Source organism: Kocuria rhizosphaericola (assembly GCF_044462205.1).
GTDB classification, from domain to species: domain Bacteria; phylum Actinomycetota; class Actinomycetes; order Actinomycetales; family Micrococcaceae; genus Kocuria; species Kocuria rhizosphaericola.
Genome location: NZ_JBISWK010000077.1, coordinates 55,558 through 76,156 on the forward strand (window position 1 = coordinate 55,558; position 20,599 = coordinate 76,156).

The 20,599-nt window shown below is 73.6% G+C and carries 22 protein-coding genes; 10 read left to right on the forward strand and 12 right to left on the reverse strand.

The window, feature by feature from the left end; all coding sequences use genetic code 11:
• Positions 1 to 75: 75 nt before the first annotated feature.
• Both ACH9D2_RS08070 and ACH9D2_RS08075 read right to left on the reverse strand, forming a co-directional pair.
• Positions 76 to 321 (reverse strand): acyl carrier protein, encoded by a 246-nt coding sequence (locus tag ACH9D2_RS08070; protein WP_396362320.1) that lies wholly within the window; start codon positions 319 to 321, stop codon positions 76 to 78.
• Positions 322 to 476: 155 nt separating this feature from the next.
• A complete protein-coding gene (locus ACH9D2_RS08075) occupies positions 477 to 1,652 on the reverse strand; it encodes an MFS transporter (RefSeq protein ID WP_396362321.1) in 1,176 nt (391 codons plus the stop codon).
• A 57-nt stretch (positions 1,653 to 1,709) separates the two neighbouring features.
• Here ACH9D2_RS08075 and ACH9D2_RS08080 point away from each other — a divergent pair, with 57 nt between their 5' ends.
• Positions 1,710 to 2,312 (forward strand): TetR/AcrR family transcriptional regulator, encoded by a 603-nt coding sequence (locus ACH9D2_RS08080; protein WP_396362322.1) that lies wholly within the window; start codon positions 1,710 to 1,712, stop codon positions 2,310 to 2,312.
• A gap of 41 nt (positions 2,313 to 2,353) precedes the next feature.
• Here ACH9D2_RS08080 and ACH9D2_RS08085 read toward each other — a convergent pair whose 3' ends face one another.
• Positions 2,354 to 2,824, reverse strand: coding sequence for an NUDIX domain-containing protein (locus ACH9D2_RS08085; RefSeq protein ID WP_396362323.1), 471 nt, complete (start codon positions 2,822 to 2,824; stop codon positions 2,354 to 2,356).
• Positions 2,825 to 2,999: 175 nt separating this feature from the next.
• Positions 3,000 to 3,524: a prepilin peptidase gene (locus ACH9D2_RS08090; protein WP_396362324.1), complete on the reverse strand. Its 525-nt coding sequence runs from the start codon at positions 3,522 to 3,524 to the stop codon at positions 3,000 to 3,002.
• An 80-nt stretch (positions 3,525 to 3,604) separates the two neighbouring features.
• On the opposite strand from ACH9D2_RS08090, the gene ACH9D2_RS08095 reads away from it, so the two are divergent.
• A complete protein-coding gene (locus ACH9D2_RS08095) occupies positions 3,605 to 4,360 on the forward strand; it encodes a hypothetical protein (protein ID WP_396362325.1) in 756 nt (251 codons plus the stop codon).
• 96 nt (positions 4,361 to 4,456) lie between these two features.
• On the opposite strand, the gene ACH9D2_RS08100 is transcribed toward ACH9D2_RS08095, so the two are convergent.
• Complete coding sequence (locus ACH9D2_RS08100) at positions 4,457 to 5,806, reverse strand: PhoH family protein (RefSeq protein ID WP_396362326.1); 1,350 nt, start codon at positions 5,804 to 5,806, stop codon at positions 4,457 to 4,459.
• 166 nt (positions 5,807 to 5,972) lie between these two features.
• A complete protein-coding gene (locus tag ACH9D2_RS08105; RefSeq protein ID WP_396362327.1) occupies positions 5,973 to 6,734 on the reverse strand; it encodes an isoprenyl transferase in 762 nt (253 codons plus the stop codon).
• 174 nt (positions 6,735 to 6,908) lie between these two features.
• Here ACH9D2_RS08105 and trhA point away from each other — a divergent pair, with 174 nt between their 5' ends.
• Positions 6,909 to 7,616, forward strand: a complete 708-nt coding sequence (gene trhA, locus ACH9D2_RS08110) for a PAQR family membrane homeostasis protein TrhA (RefSeq protein WP_396362328.1) — start codon at positions 6,909 to 6,911, stop codon at positions 7,614 to 7,616.
• Here the strand turns inward: trhA and ACH9D2_RS08115 are convergent.
• Genes ACH9D2_RS08115 through mca form a run of 3 tightly spaced genes read right to left on the reverse strand, consistent with a single transcriptional unit; the run spans position 7,609 to position 11,042 of the window.
• A complete protein-coding gene (locus ACH9D2_RS08115; RefSeq protein WP_396362329.1) occupies positions 7,609 to 9,717 on the reverse strand; it encodes a DUF255 domain-containing protein in 2,109 nt (702 codons plus the stop codon). The genes trhA and ACH9D2_RS08115 overlap by 8 nt on opposite strands.
• 54 nt (positions 9,718 to 9,771) lie before the next feature.
• Positions 9,772 to 10,155 carry a hypothetical protein gene (locus tag ACH9D2_RS08120; RefSeq protein WP_396362330.1) on the reverse strand — a complete coding sequence of 128 codons (384 nt, stop codon included), beginning with the start codon at positions 10,153 to 10,155 and terminating at the stop codon, positions 9,772 to 9,774.
• An 8-nt stretch (positions 10,156 to 10,163) separates the two neighbouring features.
• A complete protein-coding gene (gene mca, locus ACH9D2_RS08125) occupies positions 10,164 to 11,042 on the reverse strand; it encodes a mycothiol conjugate amidase Mca (RefSeq protein WP_396362344.1) in 879 nt (292 codons plus the stop codon).
• Positions 11,043 to 11,244: 202 nt separating this feature from the next.
• Here mca and ACH9D2_RS08130 point away from each other — a divergent pair, with 202 nt between their 5' ends.
• From ACH9D2_RS08130 to ACH9D2_RS08140, 3 genes are all read left to right on the forward strand, one after another.
• Positions 11,245 to 11,670 carry a DUF4307 domain-containing protein gene (locus ACH9D2_RS08130; RefSeq protein ID WP_396362331.1) on the forward strand — a complete coding sequence of 142 codons (426 nt, stop codon included), beginning with the start codon at positions 11,245 to 11,247 and terminating at the stop codon, positions 11,668 to 11,670.
• Positions 11,671 to 11,937: 267 nt separating this feature from the next.
• On the forward strand, positions 11,938 to 12,441 hold the full coding sequence (gene greA, locus ACH9D2_RS08135; protein WP_396362332.1) for a transcription elongation factor GreA: 504 nt from the start codon (positions 11,938 to 11,940) through the stop codon (positions 12,439 to 12,441).
• A gap of 7 nt (positions 12,442 to 12,448) precedes the next feature.
• On the forward strand, positions 12,449 to 12,658 hold the full coding sequence (locus ACH9D2_RS08140; protein ID WP_396362333.1) for a hypothetical protein: 210 nt from the start codon (positions 12,449 to 12,451) through the stop codon (positions 12,656 to 12,658).
• Positions 12,659 to 12,766: 108 nt separating this feature from the next.
• Here ACH9D2_RS08140 and ilvA read toward each other — a convergent pair whose 3' ends face one another.
• Positions 12,767 to 14,014 (reverse strand): threonine ammonia-lyase, encoded by a 1,248-nt coding sequence (ilvA, locus tag ACH9D2_RS08145; RefSeq protein WP_396362334.1) that lies wholly within the window; start codon positions 14,012 to 14,014, stop codon positions 12,767 to 12,769.
• 125 nt (positions 14,015 to 14,139) lie between these two features.
• Positions 14,140 to 15,528: an AI-2E family transporter gene (locus tag ACH9D2_RS08150; protein WP_396362335.1), complete on the reverse strand. Its 1,389-nt coding sequence runs from the start codon at positions 15,526 to 15,528 to the stop codon at positions 14,140 to 14,142.
• Positions 15,529 to 15,642: 114 nt separating this feature from the next.
• Here ACH9D2_RS08150 and ACH9D2_RS08155 point away from each other — a divergent pair, with 114 nt between their 5' ends.
• Complete coding sequence (locus tag ACH9D2_RS08155) at positions 15,643 to 16,245, forward strand: nitroreductase family protein (RefSeq protein ID WP_396362336.1); 603 nt, start codon at positions 15,643 to 15,645, stop codon at positions 16,243 to 16,245.
• A gap of 100 nt (positions 16,246 to 16,345) precedes the next feature.
• On the opposite strand, the gene ACH9D2_RS08160 is transcribed toward ACH9D2_RS08155, so the two are convergent.
• Positions 16,346 to 17,242 carry a Bax inhibitor-1/YccA family protein gene (locus tag ACH9D2_RS08160; RefSeq protein ID WP_396362337.1) on the reverse strand — a complete coding sequence of 299 codons (897 nt, stop codon included), beginning with the start codon at positions 17,240 to 17,242 and terminating at the stop codon, positions 16,346 to 16,348.
• Between the two features lie 214 nt (positions 17,243 to 17,456).
• On the opposite strand from ACH9D2_RS08160, the gene ACH9D2_RS08165 reads away from it, so the two are divergent.
• The 3 genes from ACH9D2_RS08165 to ACH9D2_RS08175 all read left to right on the forward strand — a co-directional run bounded on the left by ACH9D2_RS08165 (position 17,457) and on the right by ACH9D2_RS08175 (position 20,568).
• Positions 17,457 to 17,729: a hypothetical protein gene (locus ACH9D2_RS08165; RefSeq protein WP_396362338.1), complete on the forward strand. Its 273-nt coding sequence runs from the start codon at positions 17,457 to 17,459 to the stop codon at positions 17,727 to 17,729.
• Positions 17,730 to 17,744: 15 nt separating this feature from the next.
• Complete coding sequence (locus tag ACH9D2_RS08170; RefSeq protein WP_396362339.1) at positions 17,745 to 18,005, forward strand: hypothetical protein; 261 nt, start codon at positions 17,745 to 17,747, stop codon at positions 18,003 to 18,005.
• A 151-nt stretch (positions 18,006 to 18,156) separates the two neighbouring features.
• Positions 18,157 to 20,568: a S8 family serine peptidase gene (locus ACH9D2_RS08175; RefSeq protein ID WP_396362340.1), complete on the forward strand. Its 2,412-nt coding sequence runs from the start codon at positions 18,157 to 18,159 to the stop codon at positions 20,566 to 20,568.
• Positions 20,569 to 20,599: the final 31 nt, after the last annotated feature.

Here is a 20,599-nt window from a genome sequence, read left to right on the forward strand (position 1 = left end):
GGCATGCCGGAGGGACGCGGCCCCTCGCGTCGCCGGGAAGCGGTTCCCACCCCTCGACGGCCCGGCCGCGGCGCGTCAGGGCGTCACGGCGGGCCCGGACTCGTCGGACTTGGAGAGCTCCTTGATGAACTCGTGGCACTTCTGGGCACGCTCGGCGTCCTGGCTCATCACCTGCTCGAAGAACTCGGCGATGTCGTCCCGGCCGGCGTTGCGGGCGTCCCGCACGTACTGGCCGTAGTCGTGGCCTGCCTTGAGCGAGTGGTACTGCACGGAGACCAGGTCGTAGGTCACGTCGTCGAAACCGGTCTGTCCTGCGGGCATGTCGATCCTCCTTGCTCGTTCGTGCTCGTCGGGTGGACGCCTCCGAGTCTAGGATCGGGTGTTCCGGGTCACAAGTAAGTACGCTTTTTGTCCAGGTGCGGTGCGGAGCGGCAGCCGCGCCCCGGAGGCCGGTCCGGTGCCCGACCGGCGGAAAGTCACCGCTTCCGGGCCAGGGCGGTGAGGCCGCCCAGGGCGCAGAGGCCGGCGGCCAGCACCGCCAGGGGGACCGCGCCGAGGACGTCCCGGGCCAGTCCGAAGCCGACGGAGCCGAGCGCCTGTCCGGTGGCCAGGGCGATGAAGAGCACGGACGTGCCCGCTCCGGCGCGGCCCGGCCAGACGTTCCGCGCCCAGAAAATCAGCACGCCGGACAGGCCCATGTACCCGGCACCGAAGACAGCCATGCTGACGCAGGCCGCCCAGGCACTGCCGGCCGCCACGGCCACCGCGACCCCGGCGCTCGCCACGGACAGGGAGCCGGCGCACCAGCACCAGCCGGCCCGCGTTCCCGTGCGCCGGACGAGAGCTCCCGTGAGGATCCCGAGGACTCCGCCCAGCCCCAGGGCGATCCACAGCCACCCGACCCGCTCCGCGGGCACGGAACCGGAGCCGGTGACCAGCAACGGCCCGAACGTCCAGACCAGGGACGACCCGGCGCCGGCGACCACCGCCGCTGCGCCGGGGAGGACGAGAAGCCGCCACGGGCCCCGGGCCGGGCCGGAGGACGGCCCCGCGGCGGGGCGATCGGCACCGGTCAGGTCGGCGCGGGCCCGGACGGGACACCACACCGCCGCCGTGGACACCGCGCACACCAGCGCCATGAACATCCAGGCCGAACCGAGCGAGGCGGCCACCGATGCCACCACGCCGGCCCCGATCACGCCCACGGCCGTGCCGGAGTTCACCACGGACTGCGCCGTCGCCGTGGCCCGAGGGTCGACGACCGTGTCGATGACCGGCACCAGGGCCGGGGAGGCGAAGCCCCCGCCCAGTCCGCCGATGAACACCGCGACCACGAACACCGCCGGGGTCGAGGCCACGGCCACCCCCAGGCACCCCACGGTGGCGGTGGTCCCGGCCAGCAGCAGTCCGGCACGAGGGCGCCGGTCGACCAGTCGGGCGGCCAGCACAGCGGCCAGCGAGTACGAGGTGAACTGCGCAGCCCCCGCCCAGCCGAGCACATCCACGAGATCCGGCCGCTGGGCACTCAGGGACGGCGCGAAGAGGCCCACCCCGAAGCGCGCCATGCCGTAGGTGGCGGCGATCAGCAGCATTCCCGCCGCCGCCGTTCCCAGACCGGCTCCGGCCCGGCGGTCCACGGTGGTTCCCGTCATTCCCGCACCTCTTCAGCATAACGATCGTTTCACCACAACGAACGTTATACTACGAGCATGGCCAACCCCCAGCACACCCGCGACCGCATCCTCGACGCCGCCGAGATGCTCTTCTTCTCCGAGGGCATCGCCACGACGGGCGTGGACCGGGTCGCCGCTTCGGCCGGAGTGGCGATCGTGACGCTCTACAAGCACTTCGGCTCCAAGGACAACCTGCTGCGCGAGGTGCTCTCCCGCCGGCTCGAGGCCTGGACCCGGCACTGGGACGAGGCCGTCGCCGGCGCCGGGTCCGCGGACGAGCGTCTGCTGGCGGTCTTCGACGCCGTCGAGACGTTCCGGGCGTCAGCCGGACCGACCCAGTGGTGCTGCTTCCTGGCCACGGCCTCCGAACGCCCCGCACCGGAGGAGGGGCGGACCGACCCGGTGTTCGACCTGATCCGCCAGGACACCCAGGAGGTCACCGACCGGCTGGCACGACTGGCGCGCGAGGCCGGGTGCCAGGATCCGGCCGCGACGGCCTCGGTGCTGCTGCTGCTCTACAACGGGGTGCTCAGCAGCCTCCTGCGGGGAGCACCGTCCGATCCGACGGCGCTCGCCCGCAGCACGGCACGGTCGATCCTCGAGACCCGGGCCGGGCGGGCCTCCGCAGCCCGGTCCTGAGGGAGCGTGCCGGCCCCCGGGTCCGGCGGTGGGACGTGGCCTCAGACCACGAAGCGGGGCGGGCCGCCGTGCGCGCGGGCGGCCCGCAGCCGCTCGAGCTGGTGGGGCGGCATGGGCGGGAGCTCGTCCGGGGCGTACCAGCCGACCTCGAGCGACTCATCGTCGTTGACGCGGGCCTCGCCGGAGACCCAGCGGCAGCGGAACGTGTGGTCCAGGAACTGGCAGCGGTCCCCGTTCGGGTACTGCACGGGCTCCCCCGCCTTGACCGCCACGAGCTCCTCCACGACGGCGACGACGCCGGTCTCCTCGAGGCACTCGCGCACCGCCGTGACCGCCGGCTCCTCGCCGGGCTCCACGATCCCGCTCACCAGTCCCCAGTTGCCGTTGTCGCTGCGCCTGGCCAGCAGCACCCGGCCGTCCTCGCGCAGCACCACGGCGGTGACGGCCGGCAGCCACAGGAGGTCGTGGCCGATCTTCTCCCGCAGGGACAGGACGAACTCGGGGGTGGGCATGCGGGCTCCTCGTACGGGGTCGGGGGTCGGGGCGTCCGGCCCATTCTGGCAGGCCGGACCCGGTCGCGGCTGCAGCGGGGCGGAGCAGCACCGCCACGGAGCAGCACCGCCTCGGAGCAGCACGTGGTCGGAGCAGCGGCAGGTCGGAGCAGCGGCAGGTCGGAGCAGCCGCCGTTCAGAGCAGCAGGAGGACCCCGAGGGCCCCGGAGATCATGGCGGGGCCGAACGCCACCCGGGAGCGGGCGTCGACACGGCCCAGCACCACGAGCACGGCCCCGGCCAGACCGCCGATCACGAACCCGGCCGCCGCCCCCAGCACGGCGTGCCAGACGGAGGCGAAGCCCAGGCACATGCCGAGCACCCCGGAGAGCCGGACGTCGCCCATGCCCATCCCGTCCGGGTGGAGCACGCGGAGCAGGACGTAGAGCCCGCCCACGAGCACCAGGCCCCACAGCATCCACAGCAGCCGGACGGGCTCGCCGGCCACGACCGCCGCCGCGCCCAGCAGCACCCCGCACACCGGGTAGAGCGGGCGCACCACCCGGCCGGGCAGGCGGTGCTCCCGCACGTCCGTGCGCCACAGCCACGCGCACGCGCCCACGAGCACGGCCGTGCCGAGCACCGCGAGCACCCCGGCGGCCCAGCCGGCGGCGTCCCCGCGGGCGAACTGCTCGGTCAGGAAGGTGCTCACACCGGGCATCGTAACCGGGCATCCGTGGCCCCGGTCCCGCGGGGACGGGGCGCCTGTGGACGCCCCGGGCCCGTCCCTAGACTGGGGCCATGCCCCGCTCCCCCGTCCCCGCGCCCACCGACCCGGGCGAGTTCTGCGCGCTGAGCCGCTCCTCGCCGTGGCGCTGGGACACCGTGCGCTTCGTCCTGTCCTGGCTGGCCCCGGAGGACACCGCTCCCCGCGAGCCCGTCCGTGCCTGGGTCCGCCGCCCGGACGGGCTGCGCGTCGAGGCCCTGGACGGCACCCCGCTCTACACGGCCGGCACGCGGGAGCAGTCGCGCGACGACTTCTACGTCGCCTCGACCTGGGCCTCGTGGCTGCTCGCGCCGCAGCTCGTGGCCCCCGTGTACACGGACTCGGGGCTCGTCGAGCGCCGGCCCGAGGCGGCCTACGGGGACCCCGTGTTCGGCGGCGGTCGCTGGCAGGCCATCCTCGACCCGGTGGAGCTCGCCGGGGACGCCCCCGTGCCGCCCTATCTGCCGGAGCGGCGCCCCTGCACCGTCGAGGACGTCAGCACCGGCACCCACCACGGGCGGCGCGTGCGCGGCGCCGTGGTCGTCCCCGGGCACGCCTACGCCCCGACGACGCTGGGACACCCCCTCGCCCCGGCCCGCACCCGGGTGCTCCTCGACGAGCGGACGGCGATCTGTGTCCGCTCCGAGGTTCTCGAGGGGCCGCTGGCGGGCACGGGCCACGACCTGCTGATCGAGGCCGTGGACGAGTACTTCATCGACGACCTCTTCGCCTCGGTGCCCCTGGACCTCACGGACGTGAGCAAGCACCTGCCCTGGCCCGTCGGCCCCTGACGCCCCTGAGACGCCGGTAGTTCCCGACGCCCTCGGAGCTCCCGGGACCGCGCCGCACGGCCGCGGACGCGGTCGCGGCCGTGCGGCGGGGACCGGTCAGCTGTCCAGGTCGCCCAGCACCTCCGTGACCAGGGCGGCGATCGGCGAGCGCTCCGAGCGGGTCAGCGTGACGTGGCCGAAGAGCGGGTGGCCCTTGAGCGCCTCCACCACGGCGGTCACCCCGTCGTGGCGGCCCACCCGGAGGTTGTCGCGCTGGGCGACGTCGTGGGTCATGACCACCTTGGAGTTCTGGCCGATGCGGGACAGCACGGTGAGCAGCACGTTCTTCTCGAGGGACTGCGCCTCGTCCACGATCACGAAGGCGTCGTGCAGGGAGCGGCCGCGGATGTGCGTCAGCGGCAGCACCTCGAGCATCCCGCGGTCGAGCACCTCCTCGACGACCTCCTGCGAGACCAGCGCCCCGAGGGTGTCGAACACGGCCTGGCCCCACGGGTTCATCTTCTCCTCCTCGGAGCCGGGCAGATAGCCGAGCTCCTGGCCGCCCACCGCGTAGAGGGGCCGGAAGACCATGACCTTGCGGTGCTCGCGGCGCTCCATCACCGTCTCCAGGCCCGCGCACAGGGCCAGGGCGGACTTGCCGGTGCCGGCGCGCCCGCCCAGCGACACGATGCCCACCTCGGGGTCCAGCAGGAGGTCGATCGCGAGGCGCTGCTCGGCCGAGCGCCCGTGCACGCCGAAGACGTCCCGGTCCCCGCGCACCACCCGGGCGGAGCCATCGGCGCGGACCCGGGCCAGGGCGCTGCCCCGCACGGAGTGCAGGGTGAGGCCCGTGTTGGCCGGCAGCCCCCCGGCGCCCGGGACCACCACGGCCTCGCCGCCGTAGAGCCGGTCCACGACGTCGTCGGGCACGTCGAGCGCCGCGGTCCCGGACCACTCGACGTCGGAGCCGACCCACTCGGCCCGGTACTCCTCGGCCTCGAGGCCCAGGGCGGAGGCCTTGACCCGCATCGGCAGGTCCTTGGAGACGATGCACACGTCCCTGCCCTCGTTGGCGAGGCTCAGCGCCACGGCCAGGATCAGGGAGTCGTTGTCCTTGAGCCGGAAGCTCACCGGCAGCACGGTGTCCGAGACGTGGTTGAGCTCCACCACGAGGCTCCCGCCCTGGTCCCCCAGGGGTACGGGCCGGTTGAGCCCGCCGTGCTCCACGCGCAGGTCGTCCAGCAGCCGCAGCGCCTGCCGGGCGAAGTAGCCCAGCTCCGGGTCGTGCCGCTTGCCCTCCAGCTCCGTGATGACGATGACGGGCAGCACCACCTGGTGCTCGGCGAAGCGCAGGATCGCCCGCGGGTCGGACAGCAGCACCGAGGTGTCGATCACGTAGGAGCGCACTCCGGCGCCCAGGGGGGCGGTGATGTCGACGATGCGCTCCTGCTTCTTGGAGATGCTCATGGCGGCCCTTCCTCTCCGGTGCGGTGGGCGGCGTCCGCGCCGTCCACCTGAGGACAACGTATGCGGACCGGCCCCGTCGCGCGAGCAGAAACGGTGAACGGCGCGGAAATTGCCCGCGACGACAGGGGACGACGACCGGGGACGACGACGGGCGGGAGCGGCGCGCTCAGCCGCCGAAGCGCCGCTGCCGCGAGGCGTAGTCGCGCAGCGCGCGCAGGAAGTCCACGCGCCGGAAGTCCGGCCACAGCGCCTCGCAGAAGTAGTACTCGCTGTAGGCGGACTGCCACATGAGGAAGCCGGACAGCCGCTGCTCGCCGGAGGTGCGGATCAGCAGGTCCGGGTCCGGCTGCCCGCGGGTGTAGAGGTGCTGGGAGATGTCCTCCACGGACAGGCTCTGCGCGAGCTCCCGCACGTCCGCGCCGGCGTCGAGGGCCTCCGTGAGGACCTCCCGCACGGCGTCCACGATCTCCTGCCGGCCCCCGTAGCCGACCGCGATGTTCAGGTGCGGGCCGGCGTTGCCCGCGGTGCGCTCCGTGAGGTCGGCCAGGCACTCCGCGAGCCGCGGCGGCAGCAGCTCGAGGGCGCCGACGGGCTGGGCCCGGCAGATGCCCGCCTCGGTGAGGGTGTCCATGAGGTCGGAGATGATCTCGAGCAGGGGCTCCAGCTCCGCGGCCGGGCGCTTGAGGTTCTCGGTCGAGAGGATGTAGAGGGTGACCACCTCGATGTCCAGCTCCCGGCACCAGCCGAGGAACTCGACGATCTTCTGCGCCCCGGCCTTGTGCCCGTCCGCGGTCGAGGCGCCGAACTGCTTGGCCCACCGCCGGTTGCCGTCCACGAGGACGCCGACGTGCTTGGGCAGCCGCCGCGGGTCGAGGTCGGCGGAGAGCCGGCGCTCGTAGAACCGGTAGAGCGGCCGTGGCTTGGGCATCTGTGCTTCCTCCCAGGTTCTCGCTCGCGGTGCCGGTGACGGGACCGGACGTGGTGGGGGCCACGGTGCCGGACGTGGTGCTGGTCGAGGACCCTGCCGGCTCTCGGGGACGCCTCCTAAACTACCCGGTGGGAGACCGGTCGGCCTCACGCACAGCACGCCGGAAGGAACATCATGGAGCACACGCGCGGCCCCGCCGGCCGGGCCGCCGGCCGCGTCGGGCAGGCGGTCGAGCACGGGATCGAGGACCTCGTGGAGCGCAAGCCCGCGTGGCGGGGCTGGATCCACGCGAGTTTCACGCCCGTCGTCGTCGTCCTGGGCCTCGTGGCGATCCTGCTGGCGCCCAGCACGGAGCTGCGGATCGCGTGCGCCGTGTACGGCGTGACGGGCATCCTGCTGTTCGGCGTGTCGGCGATCTACCACCGCGCCTACTGGCCCCGGCGGCTGCACATGGTCCTGCGCCGGATGGACCACTCGAACATCGCGCTGATGATCGCCGGCACCTACACGCCGCTGGCCGTCGCGCTGCTGGCCCCGGCGCAGTCGCGGCTGCTGCTGGTCGTGATCTGGTCCTGCGCCGCCGGCCTCGTGGCCTTCCGGCTGCTGTGGACCCTCGCGCCCCGCTGGCTGTACACCCCGCTCTACGTGGTGATGGGCTGCCTGGCCCTCGTCTACCTCCCGCAGTTCTGGCAGACCAGCCCCCCGGCGGCCGCGCTGACCGCCGCCGGCGGCATCGCCTACATCACCGGGGCCGTGGTCTACGGCACCCGGCGCCCGCGGCTGCTGCCGGACGTGTTCAGCTTCCACGAGGTGTTCCACGCCTTCACGGTGCTGGGCTTCGTGCTGCACTACGTGGCGATCATGCTCGCGATGCTCAGCTGATCGGGCCCGCCCCGCCCAGCTGCTCCTGGAGCTCCGCGACCGAGTGGACGGGGGCGCGGCAGGCGAAGTCCCGGCACACGTACACCGTGAACCGTCCGCCCAGCGCGGCCTTCCCGCGGGCCGAGCCCGGCGCCCCCGGGGCGTCGGCGTCCACGACCCGGGTGCTCAGCACCGCGGTGGCGCCCACGGCGCGCCGCGCCGCGAGCTTGTCCTCGGCGGTCCCGCCGGCGAGCACCACGTGGGCCGGGGAGGACCCGAGCTCCGCCCGCACGGCCAGGGCCCGGCCGGCGCTGCGGGGCGAGCGGCGGGCCAGCAGGTCCAGCGGCCCCAGCAGGGACGGGACCGCCCGGAGCCGGTGCTCGTCCTCCTCGAGGGCCCACAGCTCCGCGAGCACCGCGGCGAGCACGGCCGTCCCGGCCGGCGTGACGTCGTCGAGGGGCTCGGCCCGCCCGGAGCTGCCGGCCGCGAGCAGCGGCGCCGGGACGTCCGCCAGGTCGGACCAGATCCGCTCGGGCGCGTCCGGTCCGCCGTCCGGGGCCGGGTGCGAGAACCGCTCCCCGGCGACGTCCGCGAGCTCCCGGGCCCGCTCGTACCAGGGCGTCGCCCCGGTGGCCCGATACAGGACCAGGAAGCCCTCGGCGACCATCGCGTAGTCCTCGAGCAGGCCCTCGATCGAGCGCTCCGCCGAGCCGGCGTGGCTGGTGCGCGCCAGCTTCCGGCGGGACGCGTCCCAGTGGACCGCCCACAGGTGCCCCGCGGCCTCCTCGGCGGCGAGCACGAGCGCCGGGTCCGCCAGCAGCACCCCGGCCTCGGCGAGCGCGGTGACCGTCATGCCGTTCCAGCCGGCCACGACCTTCTCGTCCCGGGCCGGGGCGGTGCGCCGGGCCCGCGCGGCGGCCAGCTCGGGGCGGGCCCCGTCCCACAGGGCCTGCTCGGCGTCGTCCAGGACCCGCCCGGGGTGCAGGGGCTGGGGGGACCCGGCCGGCACGCCCATGAGGTCGGCCACGGCCGTGCCGCGGTCGGCCCCCAGGACCTCGCGCAGCTCGGAGCGGCTCCACACGTAGAACGCGCCCTCGCCGCTGTGCACGTCGCCGTCCGCGGAGACCGTGTCCGCGTCCAGGGAGGACGCGTACGCCCCGCCGGGCAGGCGCAGCTCGGCCAGCAGGAATCCTGCGGTGTCCGCGGCGGTCCGCCCGTGGCCGGCACCGGGCTCGAGGGCGGCGGCGCGCGCGCAGGCCCGCAGCAGCTGGGCGTTGTCGTAGAGCATCTTCTCGTAGTGCGGCAGGGACCACTCCCGGGTCACGGAGTACCGGTGGAAGCCGCCGCCCACGTGGTCGAACAGCGCGGAGCCGGACATCGCGCCGAGGGTCCGCCCGAGCAGGCCGTGCGCCCGCTCCGAGGTCCCCGGGGCCCCGCCGGCGGCGAGCCGCTCCAGGAGCAGCAGCACCGTGGAGGGCGGGAACTTGGGGGCGCCGCCGAAGCCCCCGTGCACGGGGTCCTCCTCCCGCAGGAGCACCTCGAGGGCCACCGCGGACAGGTCCGGTTCGTCCTCGGGTGCCACGGGCACGGCGGTCCCGGCGAGGGCGGAGCGCAGGTCCTCGGCCTGCCCGGCGATGGCCCGGGCGACCGTGTCCGCGGCCTGCTCGAGCTCGTCCCGGCGGTCGGCCCACGCCGCGGCCACTGCCTGGAGGACCTGCCGGAAGGACGGCATGCCGTGGGCCGGCCGCGGCGGGAAGTACGTGCCCGCGTGGAACGCCCGCCCGTCCGGGGTCAGGAACGCGCTCATGGGCCAGCCGCCCTGGCGGGTGATCAGCTGCGTGGCCGCCATGTAGGTCGCGTCCACGTCGGGGCGCTCCTCGCGGTCCACCTTGACGGGCACGAAGTGCTCGTTGAGGTAGACGCCGAGCTCGGGGTCCTCGAAGGACTCGTGGGCCATCACGTGGCACCAGTGGCAGGCGGCGTAGCCCACGGAGAGGAACACCGGCACGTCGCGGCGGGCGGCCTCCGCGAACGCGGCGTCGTCGAAGGGCTGCCAGTCCACGGGGTTGTCCGCGTGCTGGCGCAGGTAGGCGGAGGACTGTCCGGTCAATCGGTTGGGCACGGGTGCTCCTCGGATCTCGGGTCCTGCACACGGGCCCGCGGGCGGGCCCCGGTCTCAGCCGCGCCGGTCGGGCCCCTCAGGCTCCTCGGCCGGCGCCACGGGGTCTCCCCCGGTGCGGTCGTTCCCGGCGCGCTCGGTTGCGCCACGGTCGGTCGCGTCGCTGTCGGTCCGGGCTCCGTCCGCCTCGGCGTAGCCGCCCACCCGCTCCTCGGCGGCGCGGCGCTCGGCGTACTCCGCGCGGTAGCGCAGGCGCCGGTTGCGGCGGTTGAAGTCCCGCACGAGGAAGATGACGGCCACGGCCAGCAGCAGCGTCATGAGGAAGCCGAGCACGCCGGGGGTCACCTGGCTCGGGTCCAGGCCGGGGCGCAGGGTGCCCTCGTCGATCGGGTTGGGCGCCATCGCGGGCAGCAGGGTCAGCACGTTCAGCACGGTGGTCATCGCCGCGCTCAGCCCACGATCCCGGCGAACAGGTCGCACTCCGGCAGGTCGGTCGGCACCCGGGACTCCGCCAGGACGTAGTCCTCCCACGGCCACACCTGGGACTGCATCTCGGCGGAGACGGCGAAGAACATCCCGTCCGGCGCCACCTGGGTGCGGTGGCTGCGCAGCGCCTCGTCCCGCAGAGCGAACGTCTCCGGGCACCGCACCCTGGTGGTGGTCTCGTGGCGGGGGGCCGGCGGGCGGTGGCCCTCCGGGTCGCTCTCCTGCAGCATCGCGATCCGCTCCGCGTACGGGGACTGCAGGCCGCGCTCCTCGAGGGCCTCGTGCAGGGCGACGAAGCGCTCCACGTTGAACGCCCGGTCGTAGTAGAGCTTCTGCGGGGTCCATGGCTCGCCGAGGCCCGGATACCGCTCCGGGTCGCCGGCGGCGCGGAACGCCTCGACGGAGACGTTGTGCGTCTGGATGTGGTCCGGGTGCGGGTAGCCGCCGTTCTCGTCGTAGGTGAGGATCACGTGCGGCCGGAACCGGCGCACGAGCCGGACGAGGGGCGCGGCGGCGCGCTCGAGCGGCTGCAGGGCGAAACAGCCCCACGGCAGCGGCGGCAGCGGGTCCCCCTCCGGCAGGCCGGAGTCCATGAAGCCGAGCCAGCGGTGGTGGACGTCCAGCGTGGCGGCCGCCTGCGCCATCTCGTGCCGGCGCAGGCCGGTCAGGTCCCGGTCGGCGTGCGGGTGGCCCTCCATCTCGGCGTTGAGGATCGAGCCCCGCTCCCCACCGGTGCACGTCGCCACCATGACCTCGACCCCCTGCCGGACGTAGTGGGCCATGGTCGCGGCGCCCTTGCTCGACTCGTCGTCGGGGTGGGCGTGGACGGCCAGCAGGCGCATCTCTGACAGGGAGGTCACTCGGGAGATCCTCTCGGGAACGGTCGGGGGAACGGGGACGCGGCCGATGCGGGCACAGGCCACGTCCATTTTACGCGTTCGCCGGGCCGCCCCGCGCCCGGGATGCTCCCAGGGGCCTCGGCTAGAGTGGCCGGGCGGTCGCCGGGCCCGGTGCCGCCCCCTGTCCCCGAGACCCGAGGCCGCCGTGTCCACCGACTCCCCAGACCTGCTCTCCGACCGCTACGGAGCTCCCCGCCGTGAGCGCCGGCTCGGGCCGCGCGGCTGGATCGGACTCGCGGTGGCGGCCACCCTGCTCACGGCCGTGTTCGTCGTCTGGGTGGTGACGGCCCGGCAGAGCGCCCCCACGTTCAAGGACATCGGCTTCGAGGTGGTCTCGGAGGCCCGGGCCACGGCGGACTTCGAGCTCACCAAGCGCCCCGAGGACGTCGTGACGTGCGCGGTGCAGGCCCTCAACCAGGAGTACGCCGTGGTGGGTTGGGCCGAGGTGACCGTGGGCTCCGTGCCCGCGGACCGGCTGAGCGACGGCGGGACGAGCTCCCACCGCGCCGCCGTGCGCACCACCAACCTGGCGACCACCGCGGTCGTGGACTCCTGCTGGGTCGAGAACTGAACCGCGCGGCGGAGGAGACGCCCGTGTGTCGCCGCCGTCACCCTTCTTTGGGCTTGTCCGCCGGCCCCGCCTAGACTGGGTCCAGGACTCCCCGTCCCCGGCAGCCGGACACCGTCCGAACGGACGACCTGCACCGGGGCGGGGTCTTTGCGTAGCGGACCCCCGCACCGCCGGCGGCCCCCGCGCCGTCGTCCCGGTCCGCCCGCGGCCCCGCCCGGACCCCGGGCGGGGNCCGCGGCCCGACCGCCCGTTCACCGAGGAGAGACTGTGACCACCACGAACAAGACCGGCGCCTGGCTGACCCAGGAGGCCTACGACCGCCTGAAGAAGGAGCTCGACCACATCTCCGGCCCGTACCGGCACGAGATCGTGGAGCGCATCGACCAGGCGCGCTCGGAGGGCGACCTCAAGGAGAACGGCGGCTACCACGCCGCCCGCGAGGAGCAGAGCAAGAACGAGGGGCGCATCGCCCACCTCAAGAACCTGCTCGAGAACGCCCAGGTCGGCGAGGCCCCGGCCGACGACGGGGTCGTCGAGGCCGGCATGGTCGTCAGGGCCGAGATCGCCGGGGAGGAGATGACCTTCCTCATCGGCTCCCGCGAGGTGGCCGAGGACCTGGCCGGCGGCAGCGACCTCGAGGTCTTCTCCGAGAAGTCCCCGATGGGCTCCGCGATCTCCGGCCACCGGGTCGGCGACGAGCTGTCCTACACCACGCCCAACGGCAAGGAGATCCCGGTCAAGATCCTGGACGCCAAGCCGTTCCAGGCCTGAGGCGCCCGTGACGACCCACTGGTTGCGCAGCCCCGGCCCCGGCACCAAGGCCCTGATGGTCCTGACGGTGGTGCTCGGGGTCGTGGCCGTCGTGCTGCACTTCGCGGGTCAGGGCGACCCGGCCGCGAGCGCACCCGGCAGCCTGCGCAACATCTTCGTCTTCGCGACGTTCGTCAGCGCGTTCGTCACCTACCTCAGCGGCCGGCGGCGCACCTGACGCCGCCCCGTCCACGAACGGCGCCGGTCCCCGCGGGGACCGGCGCCGTTCCTCGTATGGGCCCGGCGCCGTTCCTCGTCGGGGCCCAGGACCGTCGCCCGAGGGCGATCAGTGCACGACGACGGGGTGGTACCCCTCCGCCTCGAGCGCCCGGAGGACCTGGCGGCAGTGCTCGTGCCCCTTGGTCTCCATGTCGATGGTGATGGACACGTCGCCCAGGCTGAGCGAGCCGCCGATCCGCGTGTGGTCCACGCCGGTGACATTGGCGTCCTGGACCGCGATGAGCTGGGAGATGCGCGCGAGCTCGCCCGGACGGTCGGTGAGCATCATCTTGATGGTCATGTACCGGCCGGCCGCGGAGAGACCCCGCTGGATGACCTTCAGCATCAGCATGGGGTCCACGTTGCCGCCCGAGAGCACCACCACCGTGCTGCCGAGGTCCGGGTACGCGGCCTGCAGGCGCCCGTCCAGAAGGGCCGCGACGCCGACGGCGCCGGCCGGCTCCACCACGAGCTTGTTGCGCTCGAGCAGGAAGATCAGCGCCTGGGCGAGGGAGTCCTCCGAGACCGTCACGACGTCGTCGGTGAGCTCCTTGATGATGCTGAACGGCAGCTGCCCCGGCTTGCCCACGGCGATGCCGTCCGCGATGGTCGAGACCCGGTCGAGGGTCACGAGCGCGTCCCCGGCGAGGGAGGGCGGATAGGCGGCCGCGTTCTCCGCCTGCACGCCGATGAGCCGGATGGGCCGGCCCAGCTGCTCGGCCCGCGCCTTGACCGCCACGGCCATGCCGGCGAGCAGTCCCCCGCCGCCCACGCCGGTGATGACGGTCTCGACGTCGGGCACCTGCTCGAGCACCTCGAGGCCGAGCGTGCCCTGCCCGGCCACGATGTCCGGGTGGTCGAAGGGGTGGACGAACACCGCCCCGGTCGCGGTGGCGTGACGCTGGGCCTCGGCGAGGGCCTCGTCGACGCTCGTGCCGTGCAGGATCACCTCGGCCCCGTGGTCCTGGGTCGCGGCGATCTTGGGCAGGGCCGCGCCCAGCGGCATGTAGATGCGGGCCGTGATGCCCAGCTTGGCGGCGGCGAGGGCCACCCCCTGGGCGTGGTTGCCGGCGGAGGCCGCCACGACGCCCCGGGCCTTCTCCTCGTCGGTGAGCTTGGCCATCCGCACGTAGGCGCCGCGGACCTTGAAGGAGCCGGCGCGCTGCAGGTTCTCCGCCTTGAGGTTGACCTCGGAGCCGACCAGGCGGGACAGCGCCCGGGAGTGGGTCACCGGGGTCCGGTCGATCACACCCTCGAGGAGCGCGGCGGCATCCTGGATGTCAGCGAGACGGACGGGCAGTTCGGCCAGGCTCACGGTGCGTCTTCTTTCCCGGTCGGTGCGTGGTGCGGACCGCGGCGGGCCCGCCGGAAGCGGACCGTGGCGGGACCGCTGGGTCCGGCCACGGTGAGCGCCCGCCGGCGGCGGACGCGGTCCTCATCCTAGTCGTTGCCCGCTGACCGCTCGGGCGCGGCCGGAGGGTCCCCTGCGGCCCCCCGGCCGTTCCGCTGCCCCGCTCCCGCCGCGGCCCGGGCACGGTCGTCCCGTCGGCCGCGCTCGAGCGCCGCCTGCAGCCGCTCCTTGGCGCGGGTCCTGCGGAAGCGCTGGAGCTGCGCCATGACCTGGTCACGGGTGAGGTCGTTCCGGCGCGCGTGCTTCTTGATCTCCCACGGGAAGTAGTACGGCTCCCACGGGATCTCGTCGTCCTCGCGCCACGCGCCGTTCACGAGGTAGCGCACCACCGTGTTGAGGAAGGCCATCACCGGCACCGCGAAGAGCGCCCCGGCGATGCCGAAGAGGATGGTGCCGGACGCCACGGCGAGGAACACTGCCAGGGGGTGCAGGGAGACGGCACGCCCCATCACGAGCGGCTGCAGGACGTTGGACTCGATCTGCTGCACCAGGAGCACCACGGCGAGCATGGCCAGGGCGGTGCCGAAGCCGTTGGCCACGAGGGCGACGAGCACCGCCACGATCCCCGTGACCACGGCGCCCACGATCGGGATGAAGGATCCCAGGAACACCAGGATGCCGATGGGCAGCGCGAGCGGGACGCCGAGCAGGGCCGCGCCGAGCCCGATGCCCACCGCGTCCACGAAGGCCACGAAGCCCTGGACCCGCGCGTACTGCACGAGCGAGGTCCAGCCCCGGCGGCCGGCGCCGTTGACGGCCCGCCGCGCGCTGACCGGGAACAGCCGGACCAGGAAGAGCCAGATCCGCTCCCCGTCCATGAGGAAGAACAGCAGGGTGAAGAGCATGATGATGATGCCGGTCAGCACGTTGCCCGCCGTCGAGCCGAAGGACATGGCCCCCGAGAGGATGGCCTCGCTGTTGTCCTGGACCGTGGTGCCGAGGTCGTCGATCCAGTCGTTCACGCTGTCCGCGCTGAGGTTCAGGGGCCCGTCCTCGAGCCAGCCCAGCAGCTGCTGCGTGCCGACCACCACGTTCTCGGACAGCTGGGCGAAGCCCAGCACGATCTGCCGGCCGGCGAGCACCAGCAGGCCCACCACGAGCCCGATGAGCAGGAGGACCGCGAGGCCCGAGGCCAGTCCTGGCGGCACGTGCCGTCCCCGCAACCACTTCACCAGGGGGAACAGGAGCCCGGCGAGCAGCCCCGCGATGAGCACGGGGATGATGACCACCGTGATCGTCGACAGCATGTAGCCGAGCAGCCCCACGGCCGCGAGGATGATGATGAGCCGCCACGACCACGCCGCGGCTACCCGCACGGAGACCGCGACGCCACCCGCGGCGTTGCCGTGCAACGGGGGGAGCTCGTTGCTCGGCCCCGGCCGCTGGGGGCGCTCGGCATCGTGCGAAGTCGAAGGCATGGGGACATCTTGGCACGGCCGTGCGACCGGCCGGTGACGCCCGGCCGGGACCGTCGGACGCCCCGGCGGACGCCGGTCCCACCAGTGGTGCGCGCACGGTGGAAGACTGGCGGCATGTCACGCACGTTCCTCCGCGTCCTCGCCCAGCGCCGGCCGGCGCCCGCCCTGACCCCGGACGCACCCCCTCGGGAGGAGCTGGAAGCCGTGCTCCGCGCCGCCGGGGGGACCGCGGCGGCCGAGCCGGGACTGAGCTGGCGGGTGGCGGTGACCACCCGGCGCTCCGCACCGGAGCTCGCGGCGGCGCTCGCGGGGCTGACCCGGGTGCCCAACATGTCGGCGCCCTTCCCGCGGCTCAAGGGCAAGCAGCTGCGCCGGCTCGCGGCGTTTCGGGGCGCCCTGAAGTGGGCGAGCACGGGGGGCTTGGGCTGCGCTCTCGTCTTCAGCCCCGACGAGGCCCTGGGCGTCCCCCGCAAGGAGCAGCTGCACGCGGCGCACGGGGCCCGCCCGCTGCTCGAGGCCGCGTTCTGGGCCGCCGGCTGGGGCACCGTGTGGGCCCACCGCGACGGCGCGGGCGAGGACGCCGTCCGTGCGTTCTACGGGCTGGCCGAGGAGGAGAAGCTGCTCGGCTGGCTGTTCGTGGGCCGCCCGCCCCGTGGCGTGGCGGCCGAGCACACGGCCACCCGTCCCACGCCCGGACCCCGCGTCACGTACCACTGAGTCCGTCCTCGGCCCTCGAGCCGGGGCACGACGACGACCCGGGACCCGCGCGGTGCGCGGGTCCCGGGCCGTCGGGGGTGGTCCAGCCGAGCAGGAGGACCTAGCTCGAGGTCATCTCCCGGATGATCGCCAGGATGCGCAGGATCTCGACGTAGGTCCAGATCAGCGTGACCGTCAGGCCGAAGGCCGCGGACCAGGCCATCTTCTCCGGGACCCCGACCTCGACACCGCGCTTGATGTTGTCGAAGTCCAGCACGAAGCTGTAGGCGGCGAGGAGGATGGCCACGGCGCCGATGAGCAGGCCCAGCCAGGGGCCGAGCGGGCTGTCCGTGCGGATGTTGAAGCCGAACAGCAGCACCGCGCCCAGGTTGACCACCGCGAAGAGGACGTACGCCATCAGCGCGACCATGAAGATCTTGGTGGCGCGCGGGGAGGCCCGGACCTTGCCGGACCGGAAGAGCACGAGCACCGAGACGAACACGGCGATGGTGCCGATCACGGCCTGCACCACGATGCCCGGGTACATGGCCTCGAACATCCCCGAGATGCCCCCCAGGAACAGGCCCTGGAACACGCCGTAGGCGAGGATCAGCGCGGGCGAGGGCTCGCGCTTGAACGCGTTGACCAGGCCCAGGACGAGACCGATCAGGGCGCCGGGGATGGTGAGGATCGGCATGATCCAGCCGGCGAGCGCGCCGACGACCACGGCGCCGAGCACCGTGGCGGTGCGCATGATGACGTCGTCGTAGGTCATCCGGCCGGTCTGGTTCGTCCCGGCGGCCGGGGCGTTGTACATCGAGTCGAGGCGCTCGGCCGAGTACGGGGCGCCCTGCTGGGGCCGGCCGTAGCCGCCCTGCTGGTAGCCGGTCTGCCCGTAGCCGGGCTGCTGCTGGTAGGGGGTTCCGTAGGAGTTCTGTCCGTACTGGTTCCCGTGAGGCTGGGCGCTGCCTGCGCCCGACTTCGAGATATCGCGGAGAAGCGGGTTACCGCCGGCCATTGAGGGGTCCTTCCGTGGCACTGATGTGCGAGATGTGCCTCAAGGGTAGCAACGCCAGCATCACGGAAGCAGAAGAACTGCTGTGCTTAAGCCGAGGGCGTGCGAGCCGCCCCGCCGGAGCGCGGGCGGAGGCCCCAGGAGAGCGGACAGACAGCCCTTTGCTGTCGCACACATGCTGGGGGGAAAGACCGTCGTCCCGACCCGGAGGCCCGTCATGCCCGAGTCCCCCGCCCAGTGGGTGCCGCTGGCCGCGATCCCGGTCCTGCTCGTGGTCGGCTCCCTGGCCGTCCTGCACTGGAGCCGCTACCTCGGTGCCCTCGGCAGGCTGCACCGCGCGCAGACCTCCCCGGGCGCCGCCCCGGCACCGCACACCGCCGCGTGGCTCGAGCTCCGCAGCGCCGAGCACTACCGCCGGGCCTACCGCCTCACGTGGGCGGTGGCCGTGGTGCTGGCCGTGGGTCTGGCCGCCGCCGTGCTCGCCGGCTGAGCCGCGCACGCCCCCGTGGTCCAGCTGCCCGGCGCCGTCCTCCTCTACGGCTGCCTCCTCCTCGCCGGGGCCGGCGCCACGGCCCTGTGGAGCCTGGTCCAGATCGCCCTCGACCTGGCGCCGGCCGCACGCCGCCGGCACCCCGGGATTCGCGCCTCCGTCCGGGCCCACCTGGGCCGCGCCACGTCCGCGACGACCGTGGCCCTGCTGGCGGCCGGTGTCCCCTCCCTACTGGACCATCTCCGGTGGCTCGCCGTGCTCGCGGGGACCGTCTGAACCGGTACGCCCGGGGCGCTCGGCGACCGCCCGGGCGTCATACTTCGTGATGAAGTCGTGATCTTCAATTAGATCTGTTCGCATCGATTTGCATGTGAGAACCTTTTCCGGGATCCCCCCCAGCCCCAGGAGTTCGCCCATGCAACGATCCATGCTCGCACCCACCCTGTCCGCCCTGACCCTGGCCCTCGTACTGGCTCCTCTGACGCCCGCGACGGCCACCCCCGCCGAGAACGCCACGACCCTGTCCCCCCAGCAGGTCCGCGACGAGGCCCCGCCCGAGATCACCGACCGGATGATCGTCAAGTACCGCACCCCCGTCAGCGACGCCGAGTCGGAGCAGGTCGTCGAGGACGCCGCCGCCGAGGCCGACGTCCCGGAGGCCGAGGAGAGCACCGAGGTCCGGACCACCGGTGACGGCGCCGCCGTCGTCGAGCTGGCCGGCGAGGTCTCGACCGACCAGGCCGAGAAGCTGGCCGACCAGCTCGCCAAGGACCCGGCCGTGGCCTACGCCGAGCCCGACCGTCTCGTCTCCACCGCCCGGATCCCCGGCACGGACGAGGCGGAGCCGGAGGACATGGGCTCGGTCGCCGCGACCGCCACCGACCCGGGCGTCCCGTCCCTGTGGGCCCTGACCAACCTGCGGGCCTTCGAGGCGTGGGACACCGCCACCGGGAGGGGCGTCACGGTCGGGGTCGTCGACACCGGCTTCGCCAACCACCCGGACCTGGACTCCCAAACCATCGGCGGCTACGACTTCGTCTCCACCGCCGCCCTCGGCAACGACGGCAACGGCCGGGACGCGGACCCCCGCGACCCGGGCACCTACTCCTCCGCTGACCAGTGCTACAGCGGTTCCGCGGCCACCAACTCCATCTGGCACGGCACGCACGTGGCCGGCACCGTGGCCGCCAAGCGCGACAGCTACGGCACCGTCGGTGTCGCCCCCGACGCCACCCTCCTCAACGCCCGTGCCCTGGGCGCGTGCGGCTACGGCTACGTCTCCGACATGGCCGACGCCGTGCGGTGGCTGGCCGGCGACTCCGTGGCCGGGATCCCCGCCCCGCGTCAGCGCGCCGACGTGATCAACATGTCCCTGTCCATGGGCGGGGGGTGCCCGACGACTCTGCAGAACGCGATCAACACCGCCTGGTTCCGGAACATCCCCGTGGCCGTGGCCGCGGGCAACAGCGGCCGCCCGGCGATCGAGTACGCCCCGGGCAACTGCTACAACGTGATCACGGTCGGTGCCATCGGCTCCGACCGGGTCCGGGCCAGCTACTCCAACCACGGCGGCGCCGTGGACATCTACGCCCCGGGCCACCACATCCTCTCTGCGGGCAACACGGGCAGGACCACACCGGTCGCGCCCAACAGCCGCTTCGATTACGGCACCTCGATGGCCACCCCGCACGTGGCCGGGACCCTGGCCCTGCTCAAGCAGAAGAACCCGACGCTGAGCTCCGACCAGTACAAGCAGCTGATCCTCGACTCCGGGGACGTCTGGTCCACCCTTCCCGGGGGCAAGACGCTGAACACCCACGACGCGCTCTGGATCACGAAGTCCGCCGACACCGCCGCACCGGCCGCACCCACCCCCACCTACACCACCAAAGGCGCGATCGGCTCCCTGTACCAGCGGATCAAGAGCCAGACGGGGGCCCCGACCTCCCACGAGCAGCCCATCGCCGGCGGGGTCCGCCAGACCTTCAGCAAGGGCACGATCTACTGGACCTCGGCCACCGGCGCCTACTGGGTGCGCGGCGGGGTCGAGTCCGCCTACCAGCGCAACGGCGCCGCTGCCGGCATCCTCCGCTTCCCCCGTTCCGACGAGAGGTCCAACGGCATCGGCGGGGCCTACCAGCTGTTCCAGAACGGCCGGATCCTCTGGTCCTCCCGCACCGGGTCCCACGCCCTGACCGGGAGCATCGACAGGACCTTCGCCGCGGCGGGCAGCGAGAAGGGCGTCCTGGGATACCCCACGGCGGACCGCCGGAGCAACGGCATCGGCGGGTACTACCAGACCTTCCAGAACGGCCGGATCCTCTGGAGCTCCGCCCACGGGTCCCACGCGGTCACCGGAGACACCAGCGCGGCCTACTCGCGCGCCGGCAGCGAGCGGGGGCCGCTGGGCTACCCCGCCGCCGGGGCCGTCCCCGACGGACGGGGAGGCACCTCCCAGTCCTTCCAGAAGGGAAGGATCGTCTGGAGCGCCTCTAGCGGGGCGCACGCCCTCAAGGGTTCGATCGGCGGCCGCCACGACCGCTCCGGCGGCACGACCGGCGCGCTGGGCTACCCCACGTCCGACGAGGCGCCCACCAGCACCGGCGGGGTCTTCCAGGTGTTCCAGAACGGCCGGATCTACTGGAGCCCCAGCACCTACGCCCAGGAGATCAAGGGCTCGATCGGCAAGGCCTACCTCGCCCTCGGCGGGACGACCAGCCGCCTGGGCTTCCCCCGGACGGGGGAGATCACCCGGGCCGACCGGTCCGTGGTGCAGTACTTCCAGGGCGGCTCCATCACCTGGAGCCCGGGAGGAAAGATCCGGATCGACTACCGCTGATCGGGCACCGGTCCCGCAGCGGCCCCGCTCC

Bases quoted from the DNA above. Each gene is read 5' to 3' on its own strand.
- ACH9D2_RS08150 (WP_396362335.1), bottom strand. From the start codon at position 15,528: ATGCCTTCGACTTCGCACGATGCCGAGCGCCCCCAGCGGCCGGGGCCG.
- ACH9D2_RS08105 (WP_396362327.1), bottom strand. From the start codon at position 6,734: ATGCCCAAGCCACGGCCGCTCTACCGGTTCTACGAGCGCCGGCTCTCC.
- ACH9D2_RS08090 (WP_396362324.1), bottom strand. From the start codon at position 3,524: ATGCCCGGTGTGAGCACCTTCCTGACCGAGCAGTTCGCCCGCGGGGAC.
- ACH9D2_RS08175 (WP_396362340.1), top strand. From the start codon at position 18,157: ATGCTCGCACCCACCCTGTCCGCCCTGACCCTGGCCCTCGTACTGGCT.
- ACH9D2_RS08075 (WP_396362321.1), bottom strand. From the start codon at position 1,652: ATGACGGGAACCACCGTGGACCGCCGGGCCGGAGCCGGTCTGGGAACG.
- ACH9D2_RS08165 (WP_396362338.1), top strand. From the start codon at position 17,457: ATGCCCGAGTCCCCCGCCCAGTGGGTGCCGCTGGCCGCGATCCCGGTC.
- ACH9D2_RS08080 (WP_396362322.1), top strand. From the start codon at position 1,710: ATGGCCAACCCCCAGCACACCCGCGACCGCATCCTCGACGCCGCCGAG.
- mca (WP_396362344.1), bottom strand. From the start codon at position 11,042: ATGCGCCTGCTGGCCGTCCACGCCCACCCCGACGACGAGTCGAGCAAG.
- ACH9D2_RS08085 (WP_396362323.1), bottom strand. From the start codon at position 2,824: ATGCCCACCCCCGAGTTCGTCCTGTCCCTGCGGGAGAAGATCGGCCAC.
- ACH9D2_RS08120 (WP_396362330.1), bottom strand. From the start codon at position 10,155: ATGACCACCGTGCTGAACGTGCTGACCCTGCTGCCCGCGATGGCGCCC.
- ACH9D2_RS08160 (WP_396362337.1), bottom strand. From the start codon at position 17,242: ATGGCCGGCGGTAACCCGCTTCTCCGCGATATCTCGAAGTCGGGCGCA.
- ACH9D2_RS08070 (WP_396362320.1), bottom strand. From the start codon at position 321: ATGCCCGCAGGACAGACCGGTTTCGACGACGTGACCTACGACCTGGTC.
- ACH9D2_RS08100 (WP_396362326.1), bottom strand. From the start codon at position 5,806: ATGAGCATCTCCAAGAAGCAGGAGCGCATCGTCGACATCACCGCCCCC.
- ACH9D2_RS08155 (WP_396362336.1), top strand. From the start codon at position 15,643: ATGTCACGCACGTTCCTCCGCGTCCTCGCCCAGCGCCGGCCGGCGCCC.
- trhA (WP_396362328.1), top strand. From the start codon at position 6,909: ATGGAGCACACGCGCGGCCCCGCCGGCCGGGCCGCCGGCCGCGTCGGG.
- ACH9D2_RS08095 (WP_396362325.1), top strand. From the start codon at position 3,605: ATGCCCCGCTCCCCCGTCCCCGCGCCCACCGACCCGGGCGAGTTCTGC.